We start from the raw sequence: 19,780 nt of genomic DNA, 5'->3' as shown, positions 1-19,780 counted from the left end.
GCGCCGATAGACCGAGGACGTCAGGATGGCAAATACCAGAGGATTTGAAGTTGTCGTCGAAGCCTCGGAAGAGGTCCTGCGCAAAGTCATTCGGGGTGCTTGGAAATCCGCAGAGTGCGACGACGACCCCGGTGATGAGGGGCGTATTCCGGAATTCATGGACATTCCCGCAGGCGAGAGTTTTGGCGGGTACGTTGTCGCCGACGGATCGGTTCAGATCCCCGAGGACCAGTTGGACGCCAGCTTGCGCCCGGACATCACCGGAGCCGAAATACAGCTGGGTGTCCTGATCCAGATCGAGATTGAGAACCCGCCCGTTCCTTCTGCGCAAATGCTGACGATGACAGCCGACCTGAGTGCCGCTGCGCCGATTGGTCTGATCCCGGGGCGTCAGGATGTTGGCTGGCTGTTGGACGGCCTGCCGCGCAATCAGGTTACCGCCACGCTGACAAGCGGCGACCCGATTGCCAGCAATATCGAACTGTTCGCGGGCGAATTCGTGGACAAGGCGTATGAAAACGGTGGTCCCGGCGGGCCGATTGATCCGGCCTATCCCTCCATTCCCCATGTCATCGACGAGACCGATTTATCCTTTGCCCTGGGGGCATTGACCACCGATGTTCACGTTGAGATTTTCAACGATGACTCCGACCCGACGCACGATATTGTAACGACCATTTCCGGCGGTGACATAACGATATCGCTGCCGATCTATCTGCGGATGTTCAACATTATTGTTGGCTCGACGGTTCAGCTGTTCTTTGACCCTCAGGACCCGATGGGGATTGAAACCCGGATCAACATCACCACACCTTTCAGCCGGGTTGGGTCAGAGTTTCGCGCGGACCTGAATGCGGCGACCGTTTCCGTGGACGCAATCAATCCCGCCGGTCCGGAATATGGGCCCGAGGGTGCCAATTACGTCAACAATCGCGATCAGCTTGCGGCGATCCCTTTCATCCCCATTGACCTGGATGCACAGATTTCCAATGAGCTGCAGTCGCGTGGTCAGGATTTGGCCAGTGGCCTGGGTGAGATTGCGATCGCCGCCCCGACAGTGGCAGAGATTGAAGCCTTCATTGGTGACTTTTTCCACGAAGATCTCGAAGCCCGCGATTTTGTGTACATCTGGGGGCCGGAGGCAACCGACGAAGAGTTTCAGGTCGACAGCATCACCATTGGCGTCACAAATGAGTTCCTTGCGATTGCCTTGAACGACAATGGCGCTGGCGATGTAGGGGCGCTGGCCAATTTCATCCCGGCCGACCGCGACTTTGCAATTGCCATCAGCGCGGCCCAGGTCGACGCATCCATCGAAGACGCGCGCGATGAGGCCGGGTTGTCGGATGAGGACCTTCCGGTGACGTTTACCCCTGACGGACGCGAAGTCCGGCTGACCGATCTGGATGTCGGCCTGAGGGCAGGGGCGATCCGAATATCGGGCAAAGTGACCGTGGTGGACGCGATTCTGGGCAGTATCGATGTGGACGCCGACTTTTTCAACGATGTCGGTCTGCGTTGGCAACCGAATGGCGCGCTGAACTCAACCGGTGGGCAAAACATGGATCATTTTGAAATCGACAGCGATGTTGATCCGGAAGAATCCGTTCTGCTCTGGGTGCTGACAGCCATCGCGGCTGTGCTGTCCTTCGGCGCTTTCGGGATTTTGGGCGCATTGGTTGTTGTGATCGTGGCGCTTGTCGTGCGTGGCATTGCCGAGAATATGGGCAGCGAAATCCTGTCTGATGAGGTGACGAATACGGTTACGGGTATCACCGGCTGGCCCGAGAATCTGGCCCGGATCGGACGGGTCGAAGCGGTTTTCTTTGATCCGATCATCATCGATACGGACGGTCTTGAAATCGCCGGGGATTTCACGGTCATCAGCAGTTGTGAAGACACTGCCGTGGTTCCAGCAGACTCGGGTGGTGCGCGGTCGGGTGCTGCGGCATCGTCAATGGCGCTTTCGGCCGTGAACGAACATCCTGACGCGGGTTACGAATGGCTGCCGGGTGACGGAACCCCAGCCGCCGTCTTGCCTTCGATCCAGCATATCTATGCGGCCAGTGGTGTTTACACTGCCAAACACGCGCTGACGATCAACCAGCCGGGGGGCGCACGCAGTCGCAGCTTCTCGCTCGTAACGGTCGAAAACGTGCCGCCGACTGTGGACGCCGGACCCGATCTTACGGTGCAAGAGGGGGAAGAGGTTACTCTGGTTGCGCGGTTCCGCGACGTCGAATACCCCGACACGCACGAATCCATGTGGTATTTCGGTGATCACCACGCGCCGAAACCGGGGGTGATTTCAGAAACGAACACGCCTCCCGCGGCGACGGGCACGTCGACCGTGACCCACGCCTGGTGCGACAATGGCGAATACACCGTCACCGTGCGGATTCGTGACGTCAATGGGGGCGAGGCTGTCGATACCTTGCAGGTGACCGTCACCAACGTTCCACCCGAAGTCGAAGCAGGCCCGGATCTGTATGCCTATATGTGCACACCGATCACGCTGGTCGCTGATTTCCGGGATCCCGGCTGGTGCGACACACATACAGCCAAGTGGGACTTTGGCGATTGCAGCGAGCCCCAGACAGCGCTGATCGAACAAACAAATGAACCGCCAGAGGCCGAGGGCACGGCGACCGCCTCTCATACCTATGACAAATGCGGAGACTTCCGGGCCATCTGTACGGTCATGGATGACGACGGCGACTTTGGTCAGGACGACCTGACTGTCCGCGTCGTACATTTGCTGAACCCAGGGTTCGAAGATGGTTTCCGTTCGCTGCCAGCGGGGAATGTCGGCCGTTTCTGGACGCCATATGCCTGGCTGACAGACCTTGCTGCCTTTCACACAGGTAAAGGCAACCCTGTCCCGCAATTGGCACCAATCCCTGCGAATGCCTTTGATTGCGAAGGTTGCGTTGTGCGCACCGGTGATCGGTCACAACGGGTCATCGCGCAACGCGGCCTGCGCGTCGGCATCTGGCAATCGCTGGGCGCAAACCCGGGATGGGATTATGAGTTTTCATGTTGGTTCGCAAAAGAAGCCATCAGTGCCGGAGGTTATGCGCTCGGGCTGGACCCGCGCGGCGGTGATGACCCGCGCGCACCTTGGGTCGAGTGGTGGACTGGCGATCTGGATGGCGCTTGGCGACAACTACGCGGCCGTGTGACGGCGGAAGCCGAGGTCGTGACGGTGTTTCTGGAGTTTGCCGGTGACGATCCACGCAACGATGTGACTGGCTACATTGATGATTGCGCGTTCATCGCCATTCAGCCGCATTGCCCGGAAGAGCCGGAATCTGATCCGGAAATTCCTCCTCGCGAACGCTGCATCGATTTTGAAGGCCAGAAAGTGCCATCTCGGCACCCGGTGTTGAATGTCGGCGGTGTCCGGTTCCTGCCGGCCAAAGGCAGCCTGCTGCAGATTTTTGGCAGTTTCCAGCCGCATGGCATGCCCAAACTGATGCTTCCGATTGCCGGTGTCTTTGCTCATCTGCCGGTTGCAGCCAATTGGGTGCGCCTCACGGTGAGCTTCGGCGGCGGCAAACCCATCACGGTTGTCGCGCTGGATGCGGCCGGCAATGTTTTAGCCTCGCAGTCTGGAACCCAGCAGCAGGGCGTGCAGGTCATTGAGGTTCAGGCGAGCGGCATAGTGACCCTTGTCATGCAGGCACAGGAAGGTGCGCTGATCGAATTTTGTTTCCGGCCGGAACAGCCGCACAGCACGCCTTCGGCTGAACCTGTGCCCGGGCCCGGTATTGTCGTGAACCCGCGTTTCGACGTTGCCGTTGCACCGGCTATGTTCTCTGCGGCAACCACCGAGGAGGACCGAACCGTGACAGGAACCAACAGCCCCCATCCTTTCGGCCTGTCCGAGACGGCGTGGGGCAAGCTGGATAGGCAGCTTCAATCCGAATTGGCCAAGGCCGTAAGAGAAAGCGATGATCAGGAGTCATTGCAAGTTATTTTGCGCCTGGCCCCGGAAACGGGCGGCAACGCACCTGCGTTCCGGCGTGCCGAAACGAAAGCGCGGGAGGACCACTTCCGTCGACGTACGCGATCTCTGGTCGACACGCTTGAAAACCTGGGCGGCACGGGTGTTTCCGAACTCTGGCTGATCGACAGCATCGCGGTTGAACTTTCGCCCGGAGCCATTGCGACGATCGCCAATGACGCCTCGGTGGTGATGATCACCCATTCGACCGAGCGTCAGGCCATTCCTGAAAACCCAGTAAAACCATGATCCAAAGGAGCACAAAATGTCCGAGTTAAGCCGGGATCACGTTGATCGCTTCGAACGTGCGGAGCGTCGTGAAATCGAAGAGCTTCGCAGCGAGTTTGGCAGCGAGTCCATCTCCAAAATGGACAGCATTCTCTTGCGCGACCTCATGGCAAACCGAAAGGAGGCACGCTTGAATGACCTGCTTGGCCATACAGAAACCGCCCAGCTTCCCCGGCATCGTGTGCTGGTCTTGCTGCGCAGCGGCAGGACTTCACCTGATCGTGCGCCAAGCGCGTTCGACCGGCGTCAGCGCCGCCGTATGATCATGCGGCATCGCCGCTATGGCGAGGATGTGGTGGGTAAGATTGCCAAGAGTTTGGAAGAGCGAAACATCGAGGTCGAGCAGACGTTTTGGTTGAACCACAGCCTTGTTGTATGGGCCGATGACCAGTGCCTGACGGATATCGCAGGGCGCGCAGATGTCCTGAAGATGGCGCATTGCAAGGAACAAATTCTGGTTGATCTGGATAACAGCCGCCCGCTGATAAATGCCGACGCGGTTGAGGCCGGCGGGATCACCGGTGCCGAAGTGGATGTCGCGGTTCTGGACACGGGCGTGGACCAGACGCACCCTGAACTTGCTGGGAATTTCGGCACCCAACAGGACTTTACCGGAGAGGGACTGGGTGATCTGAACGGGCACGGGACGCATTGCGCGGGTGTCGTTGCCAGCAACGGCGGGACTTTTCGAGGCGTCGCCACAGGTGCAATCATCCACGATTACAAACTCCTGAATCAATTCGGCAGTGGCAACGCCCCCAACTGCGTGTCGGCAATCCAGCAGGCTGTCGCGGACGGGATGGATGTGCTGTCAAACTCCTGGGGCTTCTCGCATCGAAACGGCAATTGGGTCGACCCGGACGGAACATGTGTTCTGTGTGTTGCCGCCGACGCGGCGTCGGCTGCCGGGGTGACCTTTGTTGTGGCCGCCGGAAACGAGGGCAATGACAGTTGCGGTACCTATGACACGCGCATTCGCTGCCCGGGCATTGCACGGACCGTGATCACCGTTGGCGCAAGCGACGACAGCGACAACATGGCCGGATTCTCCAGCCCCGGTCCGACGCCCGATGGGCGCGACAAGCCGGACGTCACAGCCCCCGGGGTGGATATCATTGCGTCTCGCTCGTCCACTGGCAATGACATGAACGGCGGCGCAACTGTGATCGATCCGCTTCATCTTGAAGCGAGCGGCACCTCGATGGCCTGCCCCCATGTCGCCGGGGTTGCAGCGCTGATGTTGCAACAAAATTCCACGCTGCTGCCGGCCGACATCAAAGCGGTGCTTATGGCGACCGCCGTCGATATTGGCGCACCGGTCACGCAACAAGGCGCCGGACGGGTGGATGCCCGCGCGGCTGTCGGCTCGGTCTGACTTGGAAATTTTAGAACGGAGGATACGAACGTGGCAGACTATAAACAGCGGATGCAGCCGGAAGAAGGTGCCAAGGCGGTCGAAAAGCTGGCCGAAGACGCTCTGGCGGGGTTCAAGGCCGATGCCAAGAAGGAGTATGCCGAACTGGTCAAGCAGTATGACGGCGCCAGCGCTACGGTCGGTGTCTTTGGCATGGGCTCGGTCGAAATTTCGGTCATGAGTGGCGAGGTTCACATCAACCCGAACGCCAAGCAAAAAGGAAAGGGCCGTGGCGTCGGCGCGATCTCTCCCGAAGCTCTGGTGGCAATCTCGGAAGGTAAAATGACTGTTCTTGATGCTTTCCATCGAGGCGAGATCGTCGTTCGCGCTGATTCCGAGGCATTACACGAAGGCTATGACAGCTTCATCAAGAACTCCGAAGCTGCCCTCAAGTCGAAGCGTTTGCAGAAGACACTGACGCAATTCCGCAAGATTGCGGATGTCTGACTGGTTGAAAGACCAACAGGTCCGGGCAACGATACCCCATGTCGAAGCGTCCATGTTGGAGGCGGTCGCCTCGGACCAGCCCAGATTCCAGGAAATATCCCGCTGGCTTATTGGCGCTGGCGGGAAGCGGCTGCGGCCCATTCTTCTGTTGCTTACGGCGCGGAGCGTTGTCGACGAAGCAACCCGGCAACAGGCCATTCAGGCGGCAGCGGCAGTCGAAATGATCCATGTTGCCTCGCTATACCATGACGACGTGATGGACCGGGCTGAGCTTCGGCGCGGCGCGGAAAGCGTGAACCACCGCTGGTCTTCGCCCATCGCCAGCTTTTCCGGAACTTTCATTTTGGCCCGCGCAATAACTTTGCTGGACGCAATCAGCCCCAAAGCCGCCGAGCTGGCGGGCGAACACTGCGCCGCGCTGTGTCTCGGGCAGCTGCGCGAAGCGGAAAACGCCTATAACGCCGACTGGTCCATCGAAGAACATCTGGAAATGCTCGAGGGCAAGACAGCCGAACTGTTTGTCCTCGCTGCATCCTTGGGGGCCATGATCGGCGGTGTGAGCGATCAGGACCGTGATGCGCTGATCGCGTATTCCAAGCATCTGGGCCTTGCGTTTCAATTGCGCGACGATGTTCTGGACTACATTGCAAGCAGCTCGGAATTGGGGAAGGGCTCTGCCTCAGACTTGCGCGAAGGTGCCTATACCATGCCGGTGCTGATCTGCCTCGGTCAGAACAGGAAGGGGGCCGACGAATTGCGCGCGCTTTTGAGGTTGGCCGAAATGCAGGACGCGGAAATCGTACGCGCCGTGGACATTGTTCGCACCTCGGGTGCTGTTGAGGCCACCGAAAAACTGGCGCGCGACAAATCAGTGGCAGCGGCAGAGGTCATCGCCGGATTTGGCGATCATGTCTTGCGCGACTCTCTTACAAATCTCGCCCATCTATCGGTCGAAAGGATGGCCTGACATGGATGGAACGGGGCCTCTTGCCGATGATCTGCCGCTTGTGACCCCCACGGAAGCGGCGGCTGAAAAATGGGATGCAATTATTGTTGGCGCAGGTCCCGGTGGCAGCGCCGCGGCCATCGAACTGGCGCGGTGCGGACGAAAGGTAATTCTGATCGATCGCGAAGATTTTCCACGGGACAAAAGCTGTGGCGACGGTATCACGCGCTCGGGCATTACTCAGCTGAATCGCCTCGGCGTTCTGTCCGCGCTTACCGACCAGCAAATGGTCGAGGGCGTACGCGTTCACATGCGCAACAAGGGTCATCGCGATTTTCGATATGAAGGCGCGGACGATTACGGGTTGGTTGTTCCACGTCTGGTGCTGGACGACTGCCTTTTGCGTCAGGCCAGAGCAGAAGGTGCGGCATTCCTGCCGAAGTGTCGGGCCGAGGATCTGATACGGGATGAAAGCAGGACAGTCACGGGCGTCAGTGCCCAGATGCTTGATGGCACGGCCCTGGCACTGACCGGGTACATGGTCATCGCTGCCGACGGGGCTGCATCGCGATTGGCGAAAGTTGCAGGGTTGCGGGAAATGCCCGAGCAAGGCTATGGCACCGCGCTTCGCGGCTATGTCGAAGGGTGCAGCGATACCCCGCCGCTTCTGGAAATCATGTTGCCGCTGACCGATGTTACGGACCGCTATTTGCTGCCGTCCTACGGCTGGGTGTTCCCAACGGGAAAGGGTACGGCGAATGTCGGTGTCGGACTGTTCTGTCGGGCGTTTGACACCAATGTCCGGGACCTTTTTGATCAGTTTCTCGATACGCTTCGCAAAGACTATCCAGAGTATTCGGGCATTCAGTTGACGGACTCGACGCTGGGCGCGCCCTTGAGGTTTGATTTCGCACCTGAACGCGCCGCGACCCCCGGCCTGTTGCTGGTTGGGGACGCTGCCGGTCTTATCAGTCCGTTTACCGGGGAAGGGATCAGCTTTGCGTTGGAATCCGGTGCCCTTGCCGCAGAAACCACGGATCGATGTCTTCGCACCGGTGCAGGCCCCTGGGTGGCGGCGGATGACTATGCGCTTTTGCTGGGCGATCGATTTGCGGGGTACTTCACGCTCGGGAACCGCGCAAGCCGCCGTTACGAGTTCATCTGGCGCGTGTTAGACGATACGTTTGAAAGCGAAAAACCCGTTCATAACATGCTGCGCCGTGCTGTCTTGGTGCCTGAAGGCACGGGCGAAGATGTAGAAAGCGCCATGCTGGACGATGTCTCGCCACTTGTCCGCGTGCCCGAGATGCCACTGGGTGACGACCTGCGCGATGTAGGTGCGCGCCTCAATCGCATTGTTCGAACCGATTGGCCGTTTCTGACCCGCATGTCTTTCGCGGGAAAACGGGCTGACATGATCGCGTTTCGCCCTTCGCTGTTGCTTTTGCTGACGTCCTATCTGGGTGACGTCGACCCAAAGAGACGGCGCGCCGCAGCAACGGCCCTGGAACTGGCCTATTTGGGGTTTCTTGCCCAAAGCGGCGTCCGGGGTATCCAGGCGACCGGAGTTGAAGCCGATACCAAAGCCAATTGGGGTGACAAGCTGGGCATACTCACCGGTGATTACCTGTTGGCAAAAGCCCACGAAGTTGGCGCCCGCGACTGTCCGGACCTTGTTTCTTCAATTCTGGGCACCATGGCTTCGGCATGTGAAGGGCGGGTGTCCGAGCTTCAGACCGCATGGCAACCCGATCTGGCCGTTGAAACCCGTATCGCGCAATTGCGGAAGTGCATGGCGGCATTTTTCCGTTTGCCCTGCGAACTCGGCGCGATACTCGCAGGCAGAAACGATCTTTTGCAGGCCCTTCGTGGCTATGGGGAAAACCTGGGCCTTGCGTATCTTTTGACCGAAGAGGAACTTGCCCTTGACCGCCCGCCGGGCAGTACGCCCTTTGCATCGGACCTTTCGAGCGGTCTGCTCGGGGTACCCCTTCTGATCGCGGCTCAGGAACACGGGGGTGGGGCGGCGGCCCGTGCTTTCATCACGCACCGGGACCCGGCAAGGTTCATGTCGGAGATTTCCGAGGCCACAGGCCATATCAAACGGCGGGAGTTGCCTGAAACATACAGCGATCAGGCAAAAGAGGCGCTTGACCCCTTGCCGCGTGGTGGCGTGGCCAAATCACTTTCGGCCCTTGCTGGGTATGCGGTCAGTCGATACGTCCCGAACGGCCATGAGCTGTGAACGCGACCTCCGATTGCGATGCCTCAGGTCGTCTCTTTTGAAAAAGAAAGACCTGCGCTTCGTCAAGGCCCGTATTGGTGGCCATTGAGCCCAGACCGCGGAAAAGCCGAGCCGGTGCCGCGCAAAATTCAATGGCCAATGTTCGCCGTTCTTACGTGAGCGCGGCCAGAACCTCGATACTCACCTCGATGCCATCGGCCTCGGCCGCTGCGCGTTTTGCCAGACGTCCGTCACCCGGAACGCGGGCGTTGCCGTTGTCAGAAATTTCCGCGCAAATGCGCGCGACATACTCGTTGAACGCCGCGTTGCCGAACCGGGTGGGGTCAATCGCAATCAGCGTCGCGCCGCCTTTGATGTTCAGTGCTCCGAAGGCCTCGCGCTCCTCGTTGTTTACGGACAGGGTTCCGCCTGCCAACGCGGCCCCTAACACTTCAACCATGAAGGCGATCGCGGCCCCCTTGTGTTCGCCAAAAGGCAAAAGGCTGCGGGTTTCAAGGATGGCATTGGGGTCCATACTGGGGTTGCCTTGAGGATCAAGACCGGCAGGGCGGGGCAGGTCGTGCCCCTCGGCTGCGGCCATACGGATATCCATGAGCGCCACCATGGAAGACGCCTGATCCCAAACCACAGGTGCGCCGCCTTCACGCGGGCAGGCAAATGACATCGGGTTGGTGCCAAAGACCGGACGCACCCCACCTTGCGGAACCACCATGGACAATGAGTTGATAACGGCGAAAGCCACCAGACCGGCCTCGGCCAAGGGTTCGGTATCAAATCGCAGGGCAGCCAGATGGTGACAGTTTGCGCAGGTGAAAGCAGCTATGCCGTTTTCCCGGGCCAGCGCGATCAATTGGCCGCGGGCCTCTGCTGCTGCGATCTGATAATAACCGTTGTCCGCATCGCCGCGCAGAACGCCCGGGGCAGTTTGTTTGATCCTGGGCGTCGCATGGCCGTTGGCATATCCCGAGGCAAAGCTTTGGACATAGACCGGCAACATGCGCAATCCGTGGCTGCGGGGACCGTCCCGTTCGGACCGGGTGACGATATCCGCAAGGATATCGCTGCCATGCGCGTCCATCCCTGCAGACACCAGAACCGACTTTGCCAGCTCTCGAACTTCGGCAAGGGACAGCGTTTTGGTTGATTGTTCAGTCATCTGTTCAGTTCCAATCTTTATCTCTGTGCGCTCAGGCACGCGCGCGGGCGCTGGTGGGGTCGACTGCACAGACGTCGATCACCTCGGCGTCGCGCATCTCATTGTGGACCAGTACCTGCATCGTGGTGCCCGGTGCGGTCATGTCCTGCGGCACCAGTGCCATCGCGATATCGTGGTTACAGTAGTACGAGAACCCGCCCGACGTGACGCGCCCTATTAACTTGCCATCGGCATAGACGCCCTCGTCAAACATGACCGAGGTGTCGCAGAGCGGCAGTTTCAGCGTGACCAGAGTGTTGTATCCACCCTCTTCCTGCTGTTCCAGCAGCGCAGCCTTGCCGATGAAGTCACGTTCGCACACTTGCCCGCCAACCTTTTCTGTCATGGCCACGAAGCGGCCCAGATCGGCCTCATACGGGGTCATGTCCTTGCAGATCTCACGATTGATGGCGCGATAAGATTTCTCGAGCCGCATGGATTCCAGCGCCTCAAGCCCAAAAGGCTTCACGCCCGCTTTCAGCAGCAGATCGACAAGATGGCGATTATAGCCGACCGGGTGGTGCAGTTCCCAGCCCAGCTCGCCGGTATAGGACACGCGCAGCAGGTGAACGCCTTTGGCATATCCCACTTCGCCCATCTGCGCCGACAGCCACGGGAAGGTCTCGTTCGACAGGTCGTTGTCGGTCAGCGGTTGCAGAATCTCGCGCACCCTGGGTCCGGCCAGTGCAATCACGCCCAGTTGTTCCGAGATGTCCTCCATGATGACCGAGCCGTCCTTGGGCAACAGACGCTGCATCTGATCCCAGTTATAGGCCCGCCAGTTTGGGGTTGAGATCAGATAGAAATCATTCTCGGCATAGCGCACCACCGTGTATTCCGCATCCATGCCACCCTTGTCGTTCAGCATCAGCGACAGGGTCATGCGGCCCACCTTGGGCAGCTTGTTGGCCATCAGACCGTCCAGCCATTTGGCAGCCCCCGGTCCGCGCACCGTGAACTTGGTCATCGGCGACATTTCGATGAAACCGGCCTCTTCGCGGGTGCGGCGCACCTCTTCCTGCACCAGTTCCATGTGGTTGGTGCGGCGGAAGGAGTGTTCGGGGATCGCTTCGCTGGGCGATTTGGCGAACCAGCGCGGGAATTCGTAACCGTTGAAGCTGGCCCAGACGGCGCCGTGCGCTGTCAGCAGGTCATAGGACCCCACAGTTTTCATTGGGCGTGCATCGGGGAAATCTTCACCGGGCACATGCGCGTTCATGTGGGTGCCCCAGGTCTCACGCACCTTGTCCATGGTCCAGCGTTTGGATGCATAGTCCGAGAACCGGCGCGGGTCGAGTTCCGACATGTCCATGTCCGGATTGCCGTTGACGATCCACTTGGCCAGACGGTTGCCCACGGTCCCGCCCCACAGGATACCGCCCGGCATGCCTTCGGCCAGCCACAGGTTCTCGTGACCCGGGGCAGGACCGGCCAGAGGCAGCTCGTCCGGGGTCATCTGGAACGGCCCGCGAGTGTTGGCCTTGATGCCAACCTCGCCCAGCGTCGGCACGCGCTCGATAGCGCGCTCCCACTGGGTTTCCACCGCGTCGAAATCCTCGGGCAGCAGATCGGCGCCGAATTCGGGCGGCACGCGATCTTCGGCAAACAGTTTGAGGTCCTTGGTGAATTCATAGGGGCCGAACTGGATACCGCCAACGTCCTCGCGCAGATAGGCACCGTAATCCTCATCCCGCAGGATCGGAAATTCAGGTAAGCCCTGCGCGCGGCGCTCTTTCAGCAGCGGCACGGTTTCGGTGGTCCAATACTGGTGAACAATAGGGATACAGGGCAAGTCCAGACCGACCCTGCGCGCGTTTTCGCGGGCATAGTTGCCGGTGGCGAAGACCAGATGCTCACAAGTGATCTCACCCTGGTTGGTTGTGACCTTCCAATGGCCGTTGTCCAGCTTTTCGTAGGATTGCGCCTCGGTGTTCTGATAGACTGTCGCGCCTGCGTCACGCGCCAGTTTCGCCAGCGCCATGGTGATATCGGCCGGATTCACATAGCCGTCTTCGGTATGCAGGATACCGCCCCGGATGTTCTCGGACTGGTTCAGCAGCGGGTGAACCTCGGCAATCTCTTCCGGGGTCAGCAGCTTGCAAGGCACACCAGCAGCTTCGGCAATCGAGATGTAGGACTGAAACTCGTCCCAACGATCCTGCGAATTGGCAACGCGCAGCTGACCCACTTTGCGAAGGCCAACCGAAGCGCCCATCTTTTCCTCGACCTCGGAATAGATGCGGATGGTTTCCATCGTCATCTTCGATACGTTGTGAGACCGCACAAAAGTGACCAGCAGGCCCGCAGCATGCCAGGTCGAGCCCGAGGTCAGTGTAGTCCGTTCCAACATGACCGCATCTGAACACCCATGCTGCGTCAATCCGTAAAGGATTGATGCCCCAACACATCCGCCGCCAACGACGACAACTTTGGCATGTGATTTCATTCGCCGAATTCCTTGTTGCGACTGATTTCGTGTTCAGACGGGCAGTCATTTTGAAATCAGTTAATCGAGAACTTCCGGAACTCTTTACGGGAAAACAATGTCAGGCAATCGGAAAAATTTTCTGTTCTGACTTAGCTCAGGTAATCTCTGATTTTCCGGCTACGGTCTTGGGCCAATTTCTTTGGCAAATTCATGGAAGGCACTCATAAATTTATGTGCAATGGTCTGTTAGGATTGCTATGTTAGCGCAAACTATGCTGATAAGATCAGGCATCGGTTCGACGCGGGCGTAGGGCGTCGACAATCTGTGCTGCATATGGGGAGAAGCACGTGTATCTCGGTCTGGATTTGGGGACGTCAGGTCTTCGGGGAATAATAGTTGGTGAAGATGGCAGTGTCGTGGCAGAGGCCGAAGCCGGTGTCGAGACTTCGACATTGCATCCCGGCTGGTCGGAACAGGATCCGTCCGATTGGGTAGAAGCCTGTCAAAAGGTCGTCTTGCAATTGCGCGAATTGAACCGCGTCGCATATTCGACGGTGCGCGGGATCGGCCTGAGCGGACATATGCATGGGGCTACGTTGCTGGATAAGGACGGCAAGGTGCTGCGGCCCTGTATTCTTTGGAACGACACGAGGTCTGCCATAGAAGCGGCCGAGTTGGATGGGCTCTCGTCAATGCGCACGATCACCGGGAACATCGTTTTCCCGGGCTTTACCGCGCCCAAGCTGGAATGGGTGCGGGGGCATGAGCCTGACGTGTTTGCGAAGATATCCAAAGTACTGCTTCCGAAGGATTATCTGCGCTTCTGGCTGACCGGTTCCTATGTCAGCGACATGTCCGACAGTGCCGGTACGGCATGGATGGACGTTGGAAAACGCGAATGGTCGGACACTGCGCTTGATCTAAGCCACATGCGCCGGGACCAGATGCCCGAGCTGGTTGAGGGCAGTGCTGCTGGCGGTGAACTGCGGCCAGAAATATTGCAGCAATGGGGCCTGACCGGGTCCGTCGTGGTGGCGGGTGGGGCAGGGGACAATGCAGCAGCAGCGTGCGGCATCGGTAGTATCGGTGAGGGCAGCGGATTTCTCTCATTGGGGACGTCGGGTGTGCTGCTGGTCGCCAAGGAAAGCTACGCGCCTGCTCCGGAAACTGCGGTTCATTGTTTCTGTCATGCGGTGCCGGAGCGCTGGATTCAAATGGGCGTCATCCTGTCGGCCACAAACAGTCTCAACTGGTTGTCCCGCAATCTGGGTCAGCCGGTCAGCGCATTGGCTTCGGTCTTGCCGGACAGGGTGGAGGGACCATCAGGGGTCACATTCCTGCCCTATCTGTCCGGTGAGCGAACGCCTCATAATGACAGCGCAATCCGAGGGGCATTCCTTGGGCTGGATATCGCATCGGAAACCGCCAGCCTGACGCAATCCGTGATGGAGGGTGTTTCCTTTGCCATGCGCGATTGTCTTGAGGCGCTCAAGCGTACAGGCACCAAGCCGGAAAGTCTGTTGGTTGTCGGCGGCGGCGCGCGGTCGCGCTTTTGGCTGGAGACGCTCGCAACCGTTCTGAACACGCCGCTTGCTCTGCCCAAGGGGAGTGAGTTCGGCGCTGCCATCGGGGCGGCACGTCTTGCGGCCTGCGCGGTACAAGGTTCTAACCCAAAGAACGTCATGCTACCCCCTGACGTCGCTGAAGTCATTCAACCGCGTGCTGAGTTGTTCGACGCTTATGATGCGGAATACCAGCGGTATCGCCAGTACTATGCCGCGCTGTCCCCGTTTGCTGCGCGATGAAGGGTGATCTCAATTCCACGCCCATCGAGAGGGTCTTTCTTGAAGACGGCGACATGTCCGTTTCCCTGTTGAGCTATGGTGCAGTCACGCAGGGATGGTGGCTTGGCGAAACGCCTTTGATTTTGGGGTACGAAAACCCGCAGGATTATCTGACGGACCCGTTTTACCTTGGTGCGATTGTAGGGCGCGTGGCCAACCGTATCGGTGGGGCGCAATTTGCAATGCAGGGACGTGTCCATCACCTGACAGCAAATGAAGGGCCAACCACATTGCACGGCGGTTTGGACGGGCTTTTCAACAAACATTGGAACGTGGAGAAAGTCGCCCCAAACAGAGCTGTTCTGTCGTTGACTTCACCGGACGGAGAAGGCGGATTTCCCGGAGAAGTCACGTTCGAGCTGCGAGTTGAACTGGCCTATCCACGCCTGACCTATTCGATTACGGCTCGACCGGATCGATCCACACCGATCAGCATTGCACAGCACAATTATTATACTTTGGGCTGTTCGCAGGGCATTCAAGATTGCCGTCTGAAGCTGAGTTCAAACCGGGTTTTGGCGCTGGACGAACTATCTGTTCCATCCGGGATGGTGAACAATGTCGGAAATACATCACTGGGTTACGCGTCGACCCGCGTTATCGCGGAGGATGGACGTGAACTGGACCACTATTTTGTGTTTGAAGGGGCGGCGAACCTAGACCACCCTGTTGCCGAGGTTGAAACGCCTGCAGGGCTGAGAATGAACGTCTACTCGGATCAACCCGGCGCACAGGTTTATACTGCGGCTCATCTGTCTGACCCATTTCAGCCGGGGGCGGGGCTTTGCATTGAGCCATCAGGATATCCGAACGCCGTGAACATCCCTTCGTTCCCGTCTGTCATCCACACGCCCGACAACGCGTATAAACAAACACTTACACTGGAAATTTCTGAGGGTCGATCATGAGAGTTCTGATCACTGCTAGTGCGGTGGGCATTTGGCTGATGCTTTCAACGGCTCAGGCACAAGACCTCGGCCCGCAATCCGAATTTGCCGAGCCCGACCTTTCAAACGTGGAACTGGGGCAACTGCTGTTTTACGACCCGATCCTGTCAGGGAACAGGAACATCAGTTGCGGAACCTGCCATCATCCGAAACTGGGAACGTCTGACGGGCTCTCGTTGGGGATCGGAGAAGGCGGCGCGGGGTTGGGGGCCGAGCGCAGGCTTGCTCAGGACAATATGCCTGAGCAGCGCATTCCCCGGAACTCGCCCGCGATGTGGAACCTCGGAGCGGTGGAATTCACCACGTTTTTTCATGACGGACGCCTAGAGGCCGATCCGTCTCAGCCCAACGGTATCAGAACCCCATTGGGGACGCATATGAGGCCGGGGTTCCGGTCGGCTTTGGCGGCTCAGGCGATGTTCCCGGTGCTGTCACCTGACGAAATGGCGGGGCATTATTCGGAAAACGACGTGAGCAAGGCCGTACGTCTCGGCCTGTTGACTCAGGAGGGTGGAGCCTGGGACCTGATCGCCGCACGCGTGAACGAGATACCGGAATACAAAAAGCGGTTTGACGAGATCGCGCCCGGAGAGGACATCACCTTTATCGCAATCGCCAATGTCATCGCTGATTTCATTGCTTTCGAGTGGCGGGCGGATAACAGCCTTTTTGACCGTGCGATGCGGGGCGAAGAAACGCTGCCCGAACAAGCGCAATTAGGGATGGAGCTGTTTTATGGAGAGGCCGGGTGCAGCACCTGTCATTCCGGGTGGTTCCAGACCGACCATAGCTTCCATTCCATCGCAATGCCTCAGATCGGCCCCGGAAAAGCAGCGCGGTTCGAAAACCATGTTCGGGACGACGGACGGCTGCGCGTCACGGGGGACGCCAAGGACGCCTTTGCGTTTCGCACGCCTTCGCTGCGCAACGTAACCCTGACAGCGCCGTATGGCCACAGCGGAGCTTACGCGCAGCTTGAAGATGTCGTGCGTCATCATCTGGACCCGGTTGCCGCATTACGCGATTATTCGATCGAAAAAGCTGATTTGCCAAAGTTTTCAGGGGCAAAGGACCAAAAGGCTCTGCTGGACCCTCAGCATGTCGAGGCGATTGCTGCGTCAAACGATCTGGCCCCAATCAGCCTGAGCGATGAAGAGGTCAACGCCATCCTGAGTTTCCTGAGCACACTGGAAGACCCGGCAGTACGACTGGGCGTGCCTGAAACGGTTCCCAGCGGATTGCCTGTGGATCAGTGATCAACGGCTGAGGTGGATCGCCTGATTGGCACCGAAAGTTTGCCATTCTCCGGGTTCGCCATCCGGCCAGATCACCCTGATCTCAGCAGCTTCGGCATCTCCTAGACCAAAGTGTTGAAGTCCGGCAATTCCACTTGCGTGCCCTCCCCCGACGGTCACTTCGCGGGTTTGAACGCCTGCAGTCGTTTTCACTTCGATAAAACTGCCAACAGCCGCGCGATTGGTGTGGCTTTGGCTGAGGTCCACTGTAAGCCAATTACCGGCCTGTGGTTGATTTTGAAAAACCTCAAGGTCCGAACCCCGATTGACCACCACCAAATCCAGCCATCCATCGCCATTGAGATCGGCCAAAGCACCACCGCGAGATTTCTCCATCGAAGCAACACCAGCTTCTGAAGCCGTTTCGACAAATTGACCGTCGGCGGTCTGCATCAACAGGTTGTTGGGATCGGTTTGGGCCGCATCGGGCATCTGTTCAACATTGCCCTTGGCGACGAATATGTCGTCCAGCCCGTCGTTGTTGACGTCCCCGAACTGAGCGTGCCAACCGGTCGAGGGGCGGCCATCCTCACCGACATGCGGCCTGTGCGCTGTCGTGCCCCGATCATAGGTCGCATCCCGCCAAGTCGGCCCGTCCGCCGCGGGATCAAAAATCTGGAATTTCTGGTCCCCCATCGACGTCAGGTACACATCGGGGAAACCGTCACCGGTCAAATCCCGAGAGGCGATCCCCATGCCCCAGATCGAATAGGGCAGCCACCCGTCTTCCGGCCCATACAGGCGCGGGGTGTCTTCCATGGCCCATAACTGCTCTTGCCCGCCACGCACATAGTAATGACGATCGTTACTGATGCGCAGATCGGCACGACCTGTTCGCGCCCAGTCGGAAAACAGAATGGACAAGGAACAATGACCGGGCTCCAAGTGGACAGGATCGCCATAGGCAGCCCCTTCCGGTCGATACAGCAGCGTTGGTCCGCAGGCTTCAAAGGGCCCGTCCGGGTTGCTGCGGTCGACATAGGTACCAAAGGCCAGCGTCGGCAAAGTTTCTCCGGTTTCCCAGGTCGCGGAAAACCCGGTGGTCCAATGATCCTGAGACTGAAAATTAAGTGCTGCGAATGGTTCAAACGCGCAGTCCGCTTTGCCGCGCAGCAAGAGGTCTTTGCCTACACGCAAAACCGCCAGATCCAGAAGCCCGTCGCCATCAATGTCCAACGGGTAGGCACCGGTCACACCGGTCAGTGACAACTGGCTTGGCGTGTCCGCGCGAAAACTGACCCTTGCGTCGGATGTGTTGATAAAAAGCTGCGCTGGGTTCGATCCGCCCGCGACAAACAGTTCCGGGTGATCGTCACCGTTACAATCGAAGACGGCGACACCTCCGCCGACGAAATGTTCCCAGCCGCCATCGTACACATGGCTGGGCATTTCGACGCTTTGAAAGCGTGGGGCAGGGGTATCGGCAACGGCAGTTGATGCCGTTGAAATCAGGACCAGGATCTTAGTTTGCATGAGTCGCCAATTCCCTGACCTTCAGGATCGAGACCTGTTCAATCCCATAAGCCGCCGCACCCTTGGCCCACATAGAGTCACCCCAATGGTTTACTTTGATCTCCGGCAAAGGCGCGTCGACGCTGACGACACCGTTTTGGATACGTGCCATCACCTCGTCTGAATGCAGGTAATCAAAACTGCCTCTGGCACCGGACAGGATGATGCACTCGGGATCAAATAAATTGATCAGGTTTGAAATCCCCATGCCAAACATCTGACCGGCGCGGGCCAGAACGGAATTGGATCGGGCGTCTCCAGCTTTCGCTGCAGCGAGGATGTCAACAAGAGTGCGCGGGTCCGTGGTCTGGTTGGCGATGGTCGCTTCGCGGATCAGGGCGTATTCGCCCACATAAGCCTCTAGGCATCCGCGTTGGCCGCACTGGCACAATGCGCCATCCAACTGAACTTTAAGGTGTCCGAATTCCGCACCGCACCCGCGCTCGCCACGATAGAGCTTGCCATCCAGAACGATACCCAGACCGATACCATGTTCGATCGTCACAACTAGGAAGTTCTTCAGACCCTTGCCCAGTCCGAACAGTTGTTCCGCCTTTGCGACCAGATTGGCGTCGTTCTCGATGAAGGCTGGGCAGGGGAGCGCCTCGGACAGAAGCGGGCTCAGATCCACGTTTCGTTCTGTCAGAGAAGATGACCAATGCACGAAATTCTGCTCTGCGTCGATCAATCCAGCAATTCCGATGCAAACACCGGACAGGTCTGACAAGGACCGGTCTACCGCCGCGCATGCAAGGTCCAGAGCCGCGCGGATAGTCTGTGCGAAAGATGTGGGCGCCATGCGCGCCTCGTCCAGCGGATGCGTGTAGGCGGCTATTTCAGTGCCTTCGAAATCCACCAGAATGACCGAAATCTGATGCCGCGCCACTTTCACACCAGCGATCATATGGCTTCCGCCGTGCAGTTTGAGCAGCACACGCGGTCTGCCGCGACGCGCGGAATTCGAATTCGCTTCGCCCTCAATTTCCTGAATCAATCCGGCCGTTAGCAAGTCTGCTGTAGCGGTTGTGATGGTTGCGGGGCTGGTCTCAAGCATCGCTGCAATATCGATCCGCGAGATGGCCCCGGTTGCACGAATCTGTTCCAGCACACGCAAGCGGGTGACGTTTCTTTGGTCCGTGGCGTTTGAAGAAGCTTTGCTTTTCAGCATCTTGCCCTCGCGAATCAAATTCCCGTTTCAACCTAGGAGGTTTT

General features: G+C 58.6%; 12 protein-coding genes. 8 read left to right on the top strand and 4 right to left on the bottom strand.

The window, feature by feature from the left end; all coding sequences use genetic code 11:
- Nucleotides 1–25: 25 nt before the first annotated feature.
- The 5 genes from ACR0LF_RS05045 to ACR0LF_RS05025 are packed head-to-tail and all read left to right on the top strand — an operon-like array spanning nt 26 to nt 9,346.
- On the top strand, nt 26–4,255 hold the full coding sequence (locus ACR0LF_RS05045) for a PKD domain-containing protein (protein WP_480575879.1): 4,230 nt from the start codon (nt 26–28) through the stop codon (nt 4,253–4,255).
- A gap of 16 nt (nt 4,256–4,271) precedes the next feature.
- A complete protein-coding gene (locus ACR0LF_RS05040) occupies nt 4,272–5,669 on the top strand; it encodes a S8 family peptidase (RefSeq protein WP_480575876.1) in 1,398 nt (465 codons plus the stop codon).
- 30 nt (nt 5,670–5,699) lie between these two features.
- The gene (locus tag ACR0LF_RS05035; protein ID WP_480575871.1) at nt 5,700–6,155 is read left to right on the top strand and encodes a hypothetical protein; all 456 of its coding nucleotides are present in this window, start codon (nt 5,700–5,702) and stop codon (nt 6,153–6,155) included.
- Nucleotides 6,148–7,122 (top strand): polyprenyl synthetase family protein, encoded by a 975-nt coding sequence (locus ACR0LF_RS05030; RefSeq protein ID WP_480575868.1) that lies wholly within the window; start codon nt 6,148–6,150, stop codon nt 7,120–7,122. Before ACR0LF_RS05035 ends, ACR0LF_RS05030 begins: the two co-directional genes overlap by 8 nt.
- Nucleotide 7,123: 1 nt before the next feature.
- Nucleotides 7,124–9,346 (top strand): geranylgeranyl reductase family protein, encoded by a 2,223-nt coding sequence (locus ACR0LF_RS05025; RefSeq protein ID WP_480575865.1) that lies wholly within the window; start codon nt 7,124–7,126, stop codon nt 9,344–9,346.
- A gap of 151 nt (nt 9,347–9,497) precedes the next feature.
- On the opposite strand, the gene ACR0LF_RS05020 is transcribed toward ACR0LF_RS05025, so the two are convergent.
- Complete coding sequence (locus ACR0LF_RS05020; RefSeq protein ID WP_480575862.1) at nt 9,498–10,502, bottom strand: Ldh family oxidoreductase; 1,005 nt, start codon at nt 10,500–10,502, stop codon at nt 9,498–9,500.
- Between the two features lie 31 nt (nt 10,503–10,533).
- Entirely contained in the window at nt 10,534–12,987 is a 2,454-nt protein-coding gene (locus ACR0LF_RS05015) for a GcvT family protein (RefSeq protein ID WP_480575860.1), read from the bottom strand.
- Between the two features lie 330 nt (nt 12,988–13,317).
- On the opposite strand from ACR0LF_RS05015, the gene xylB reads away from it, so the two are divergent.
- From xylB to ACR0LF_RS05000, 3 genes are read left to right on the top strand one after another with little or no spacing between them, the layout of a single operon-like run.
- Nucleotides 13,318–14,775: a xylulokinase gene (xylB, locus tag ACR0LF_RS05010; RefSeq protein ID WP_480575857.1), complete on the top strand. Its 1,458-nt coding sequence runs from the start codon at nt 13,318–13,320 to the stop codon at nt 14,773–14,775.
- Nucleotides 14,772–15,722 carry an aldose epimerase family protein gene (locus tag ACR0LF_RS05005; RefSeq protein WP_480575854.1) on the top strand — a complete coding sequence of 317 codons (951 nt, stop codon included), beginning with the start codon at nt 14,772–14,774 and terminating at the stop codon, nt 15,720–15,722. The genes xylB and ACR0LF_RS05005 overlap by 4 nt, the downstream gene beginning before the upstream one ends.
- The gene (locus tag ACR0LF_RS05000) at nt 15,719–17,017 is read left to right on the top strand and encodes a cytochrome-c peroxidase (RefSeq protein ID WP_480575851.1); all 1,299 of its coding nucleotides are present in this window, start codon (nt 15,719–15,721) and stop codon (nt 17,015–17,017) included. The genes ACR0LF_RS05005 and ACR0LF_RS05000 overlap by 4 nt, the downstream gene beginning before the upstream one ends.
- On the opposite strand, the gene ACR0LF_RS04995 is transcribed toward ACR0LF_RS05000, so the two are convergent.
- Both ACR0LF_RS04995 and ACR0LF_RS04990 read right to left on the bottom strand, forming a co-directional pair.
- Nucleotides 17,018–18,529 carry a CRTAC1 family protein gene (locus tag ACR0LF_RS04995; RefSeq protein WP_480575848.1) on the bottom strand — a complete coding sequence of 504 codons (1,512 nt, stop codon included), beginning with the start codon at nt 18,527–18,529 and terminating at the stop codon, nt 17,018–17,020. It lies immediately after the preceding gene.
- Nucleotides 18,519–19,736: an ROK family transcriptional regulator gene (locus ACR0LF_RS04990; protein WP_480575844.1), complete on the bottom strand. Its 1,218-nt coding sequence runs from the start codon at nt 19,734–19,736 to the stop codon at nt 18,519–18,521. The genes ACR0LF_RS04995 and ACR0LF_RS04990 overlap by 11 nt, the downstream gene beginning before the upstream one ends.
- Between the last annotated feature and the right edge of the window lie 44 nt (nt 19,737–19,780).

Source organism: Ruegeria sp. E8, assembly GCF_056533985.1.
The sequence above is the reverse complement of the archived record's forward strand: the minus strand, read 5'-3'. Positions and strand labels throughout refer to the sequence as shown.

Bases quoted from the DNA above. Each gene is read 5' to 3' on its own strand.
- ACR0LF_RS05045 (WP_480575879.1), top strand. From the start codon at position 26: ATGGCAAATACCAGAGGATTTGAAGTTGTCGTCGAAGCCTCGGAAGAG.
- ACR0LF_RS05040 (WP_480575876.1), top strand. From the start codon at position 4,272: ATGTCCGAGTTAAGCCGGGATCACGTTGATCGCTTCGAACGTGCGGAG.
- ACR0LF_RS05030 (WP_480575868.1), top strand. From the start codon at position 6,148: ATGTCTGACTGGTTGAAAGACCAACAGGTCCGGGCAACGATACCCCAT.
- ACR0LF_RS05025 (WP_480575865.1), top strand. From the start codon at position 7,124: ATGGATGGAACGGGGCCTCTTGCCGATGATCTGCCGCTTGTGACCCCC.
- ACR0LF_RS05020 (WP_480575862.1), bottom strand. From the start codon at position 10,502: ATGACTGAACAATCAACCAAAACGCTGTCCCTTGCCGAAGTTCGAGAG.
- ACR0LF_RS05015 (WP_480575860.1), bottom strand. From the start codon at position 12,987: ATGAAATCACATGCCAAAGTTGTCGTCGTTGGCGGCGGATGTGTTGGG.
- ACR0LF_RS05005 (WP_480575854.1), top strand. From the start codon at position 14,772: ATGAAGGGTGATCTCAATTCCACGCCCATCGAGAGGGTCTTTCTTGAA.
- ACR0LF_RS05000 (WP_480575851.1), top strand. From the start codon at position 15,719: ATGAGAGTTCTGATCACTGCTAGTGCGGTGGGCATTTGGCTGATGCTT.
- ACR0LF_RS04995 (WP_480575848.1), bottom strand. From the start codon at position 18,529: ATGCAAACTAAGATCCTGGTCCTGATTTCAACGGCATCAACTGCCGTT.
- ACR0LF_RS04990 (WP_480575844.1), bottom strand. From the start codon at position 19,736: ATGCTGAAAAGCAAAGCTTCTTCAAACGCCACGGACCAAAGAAACGTC.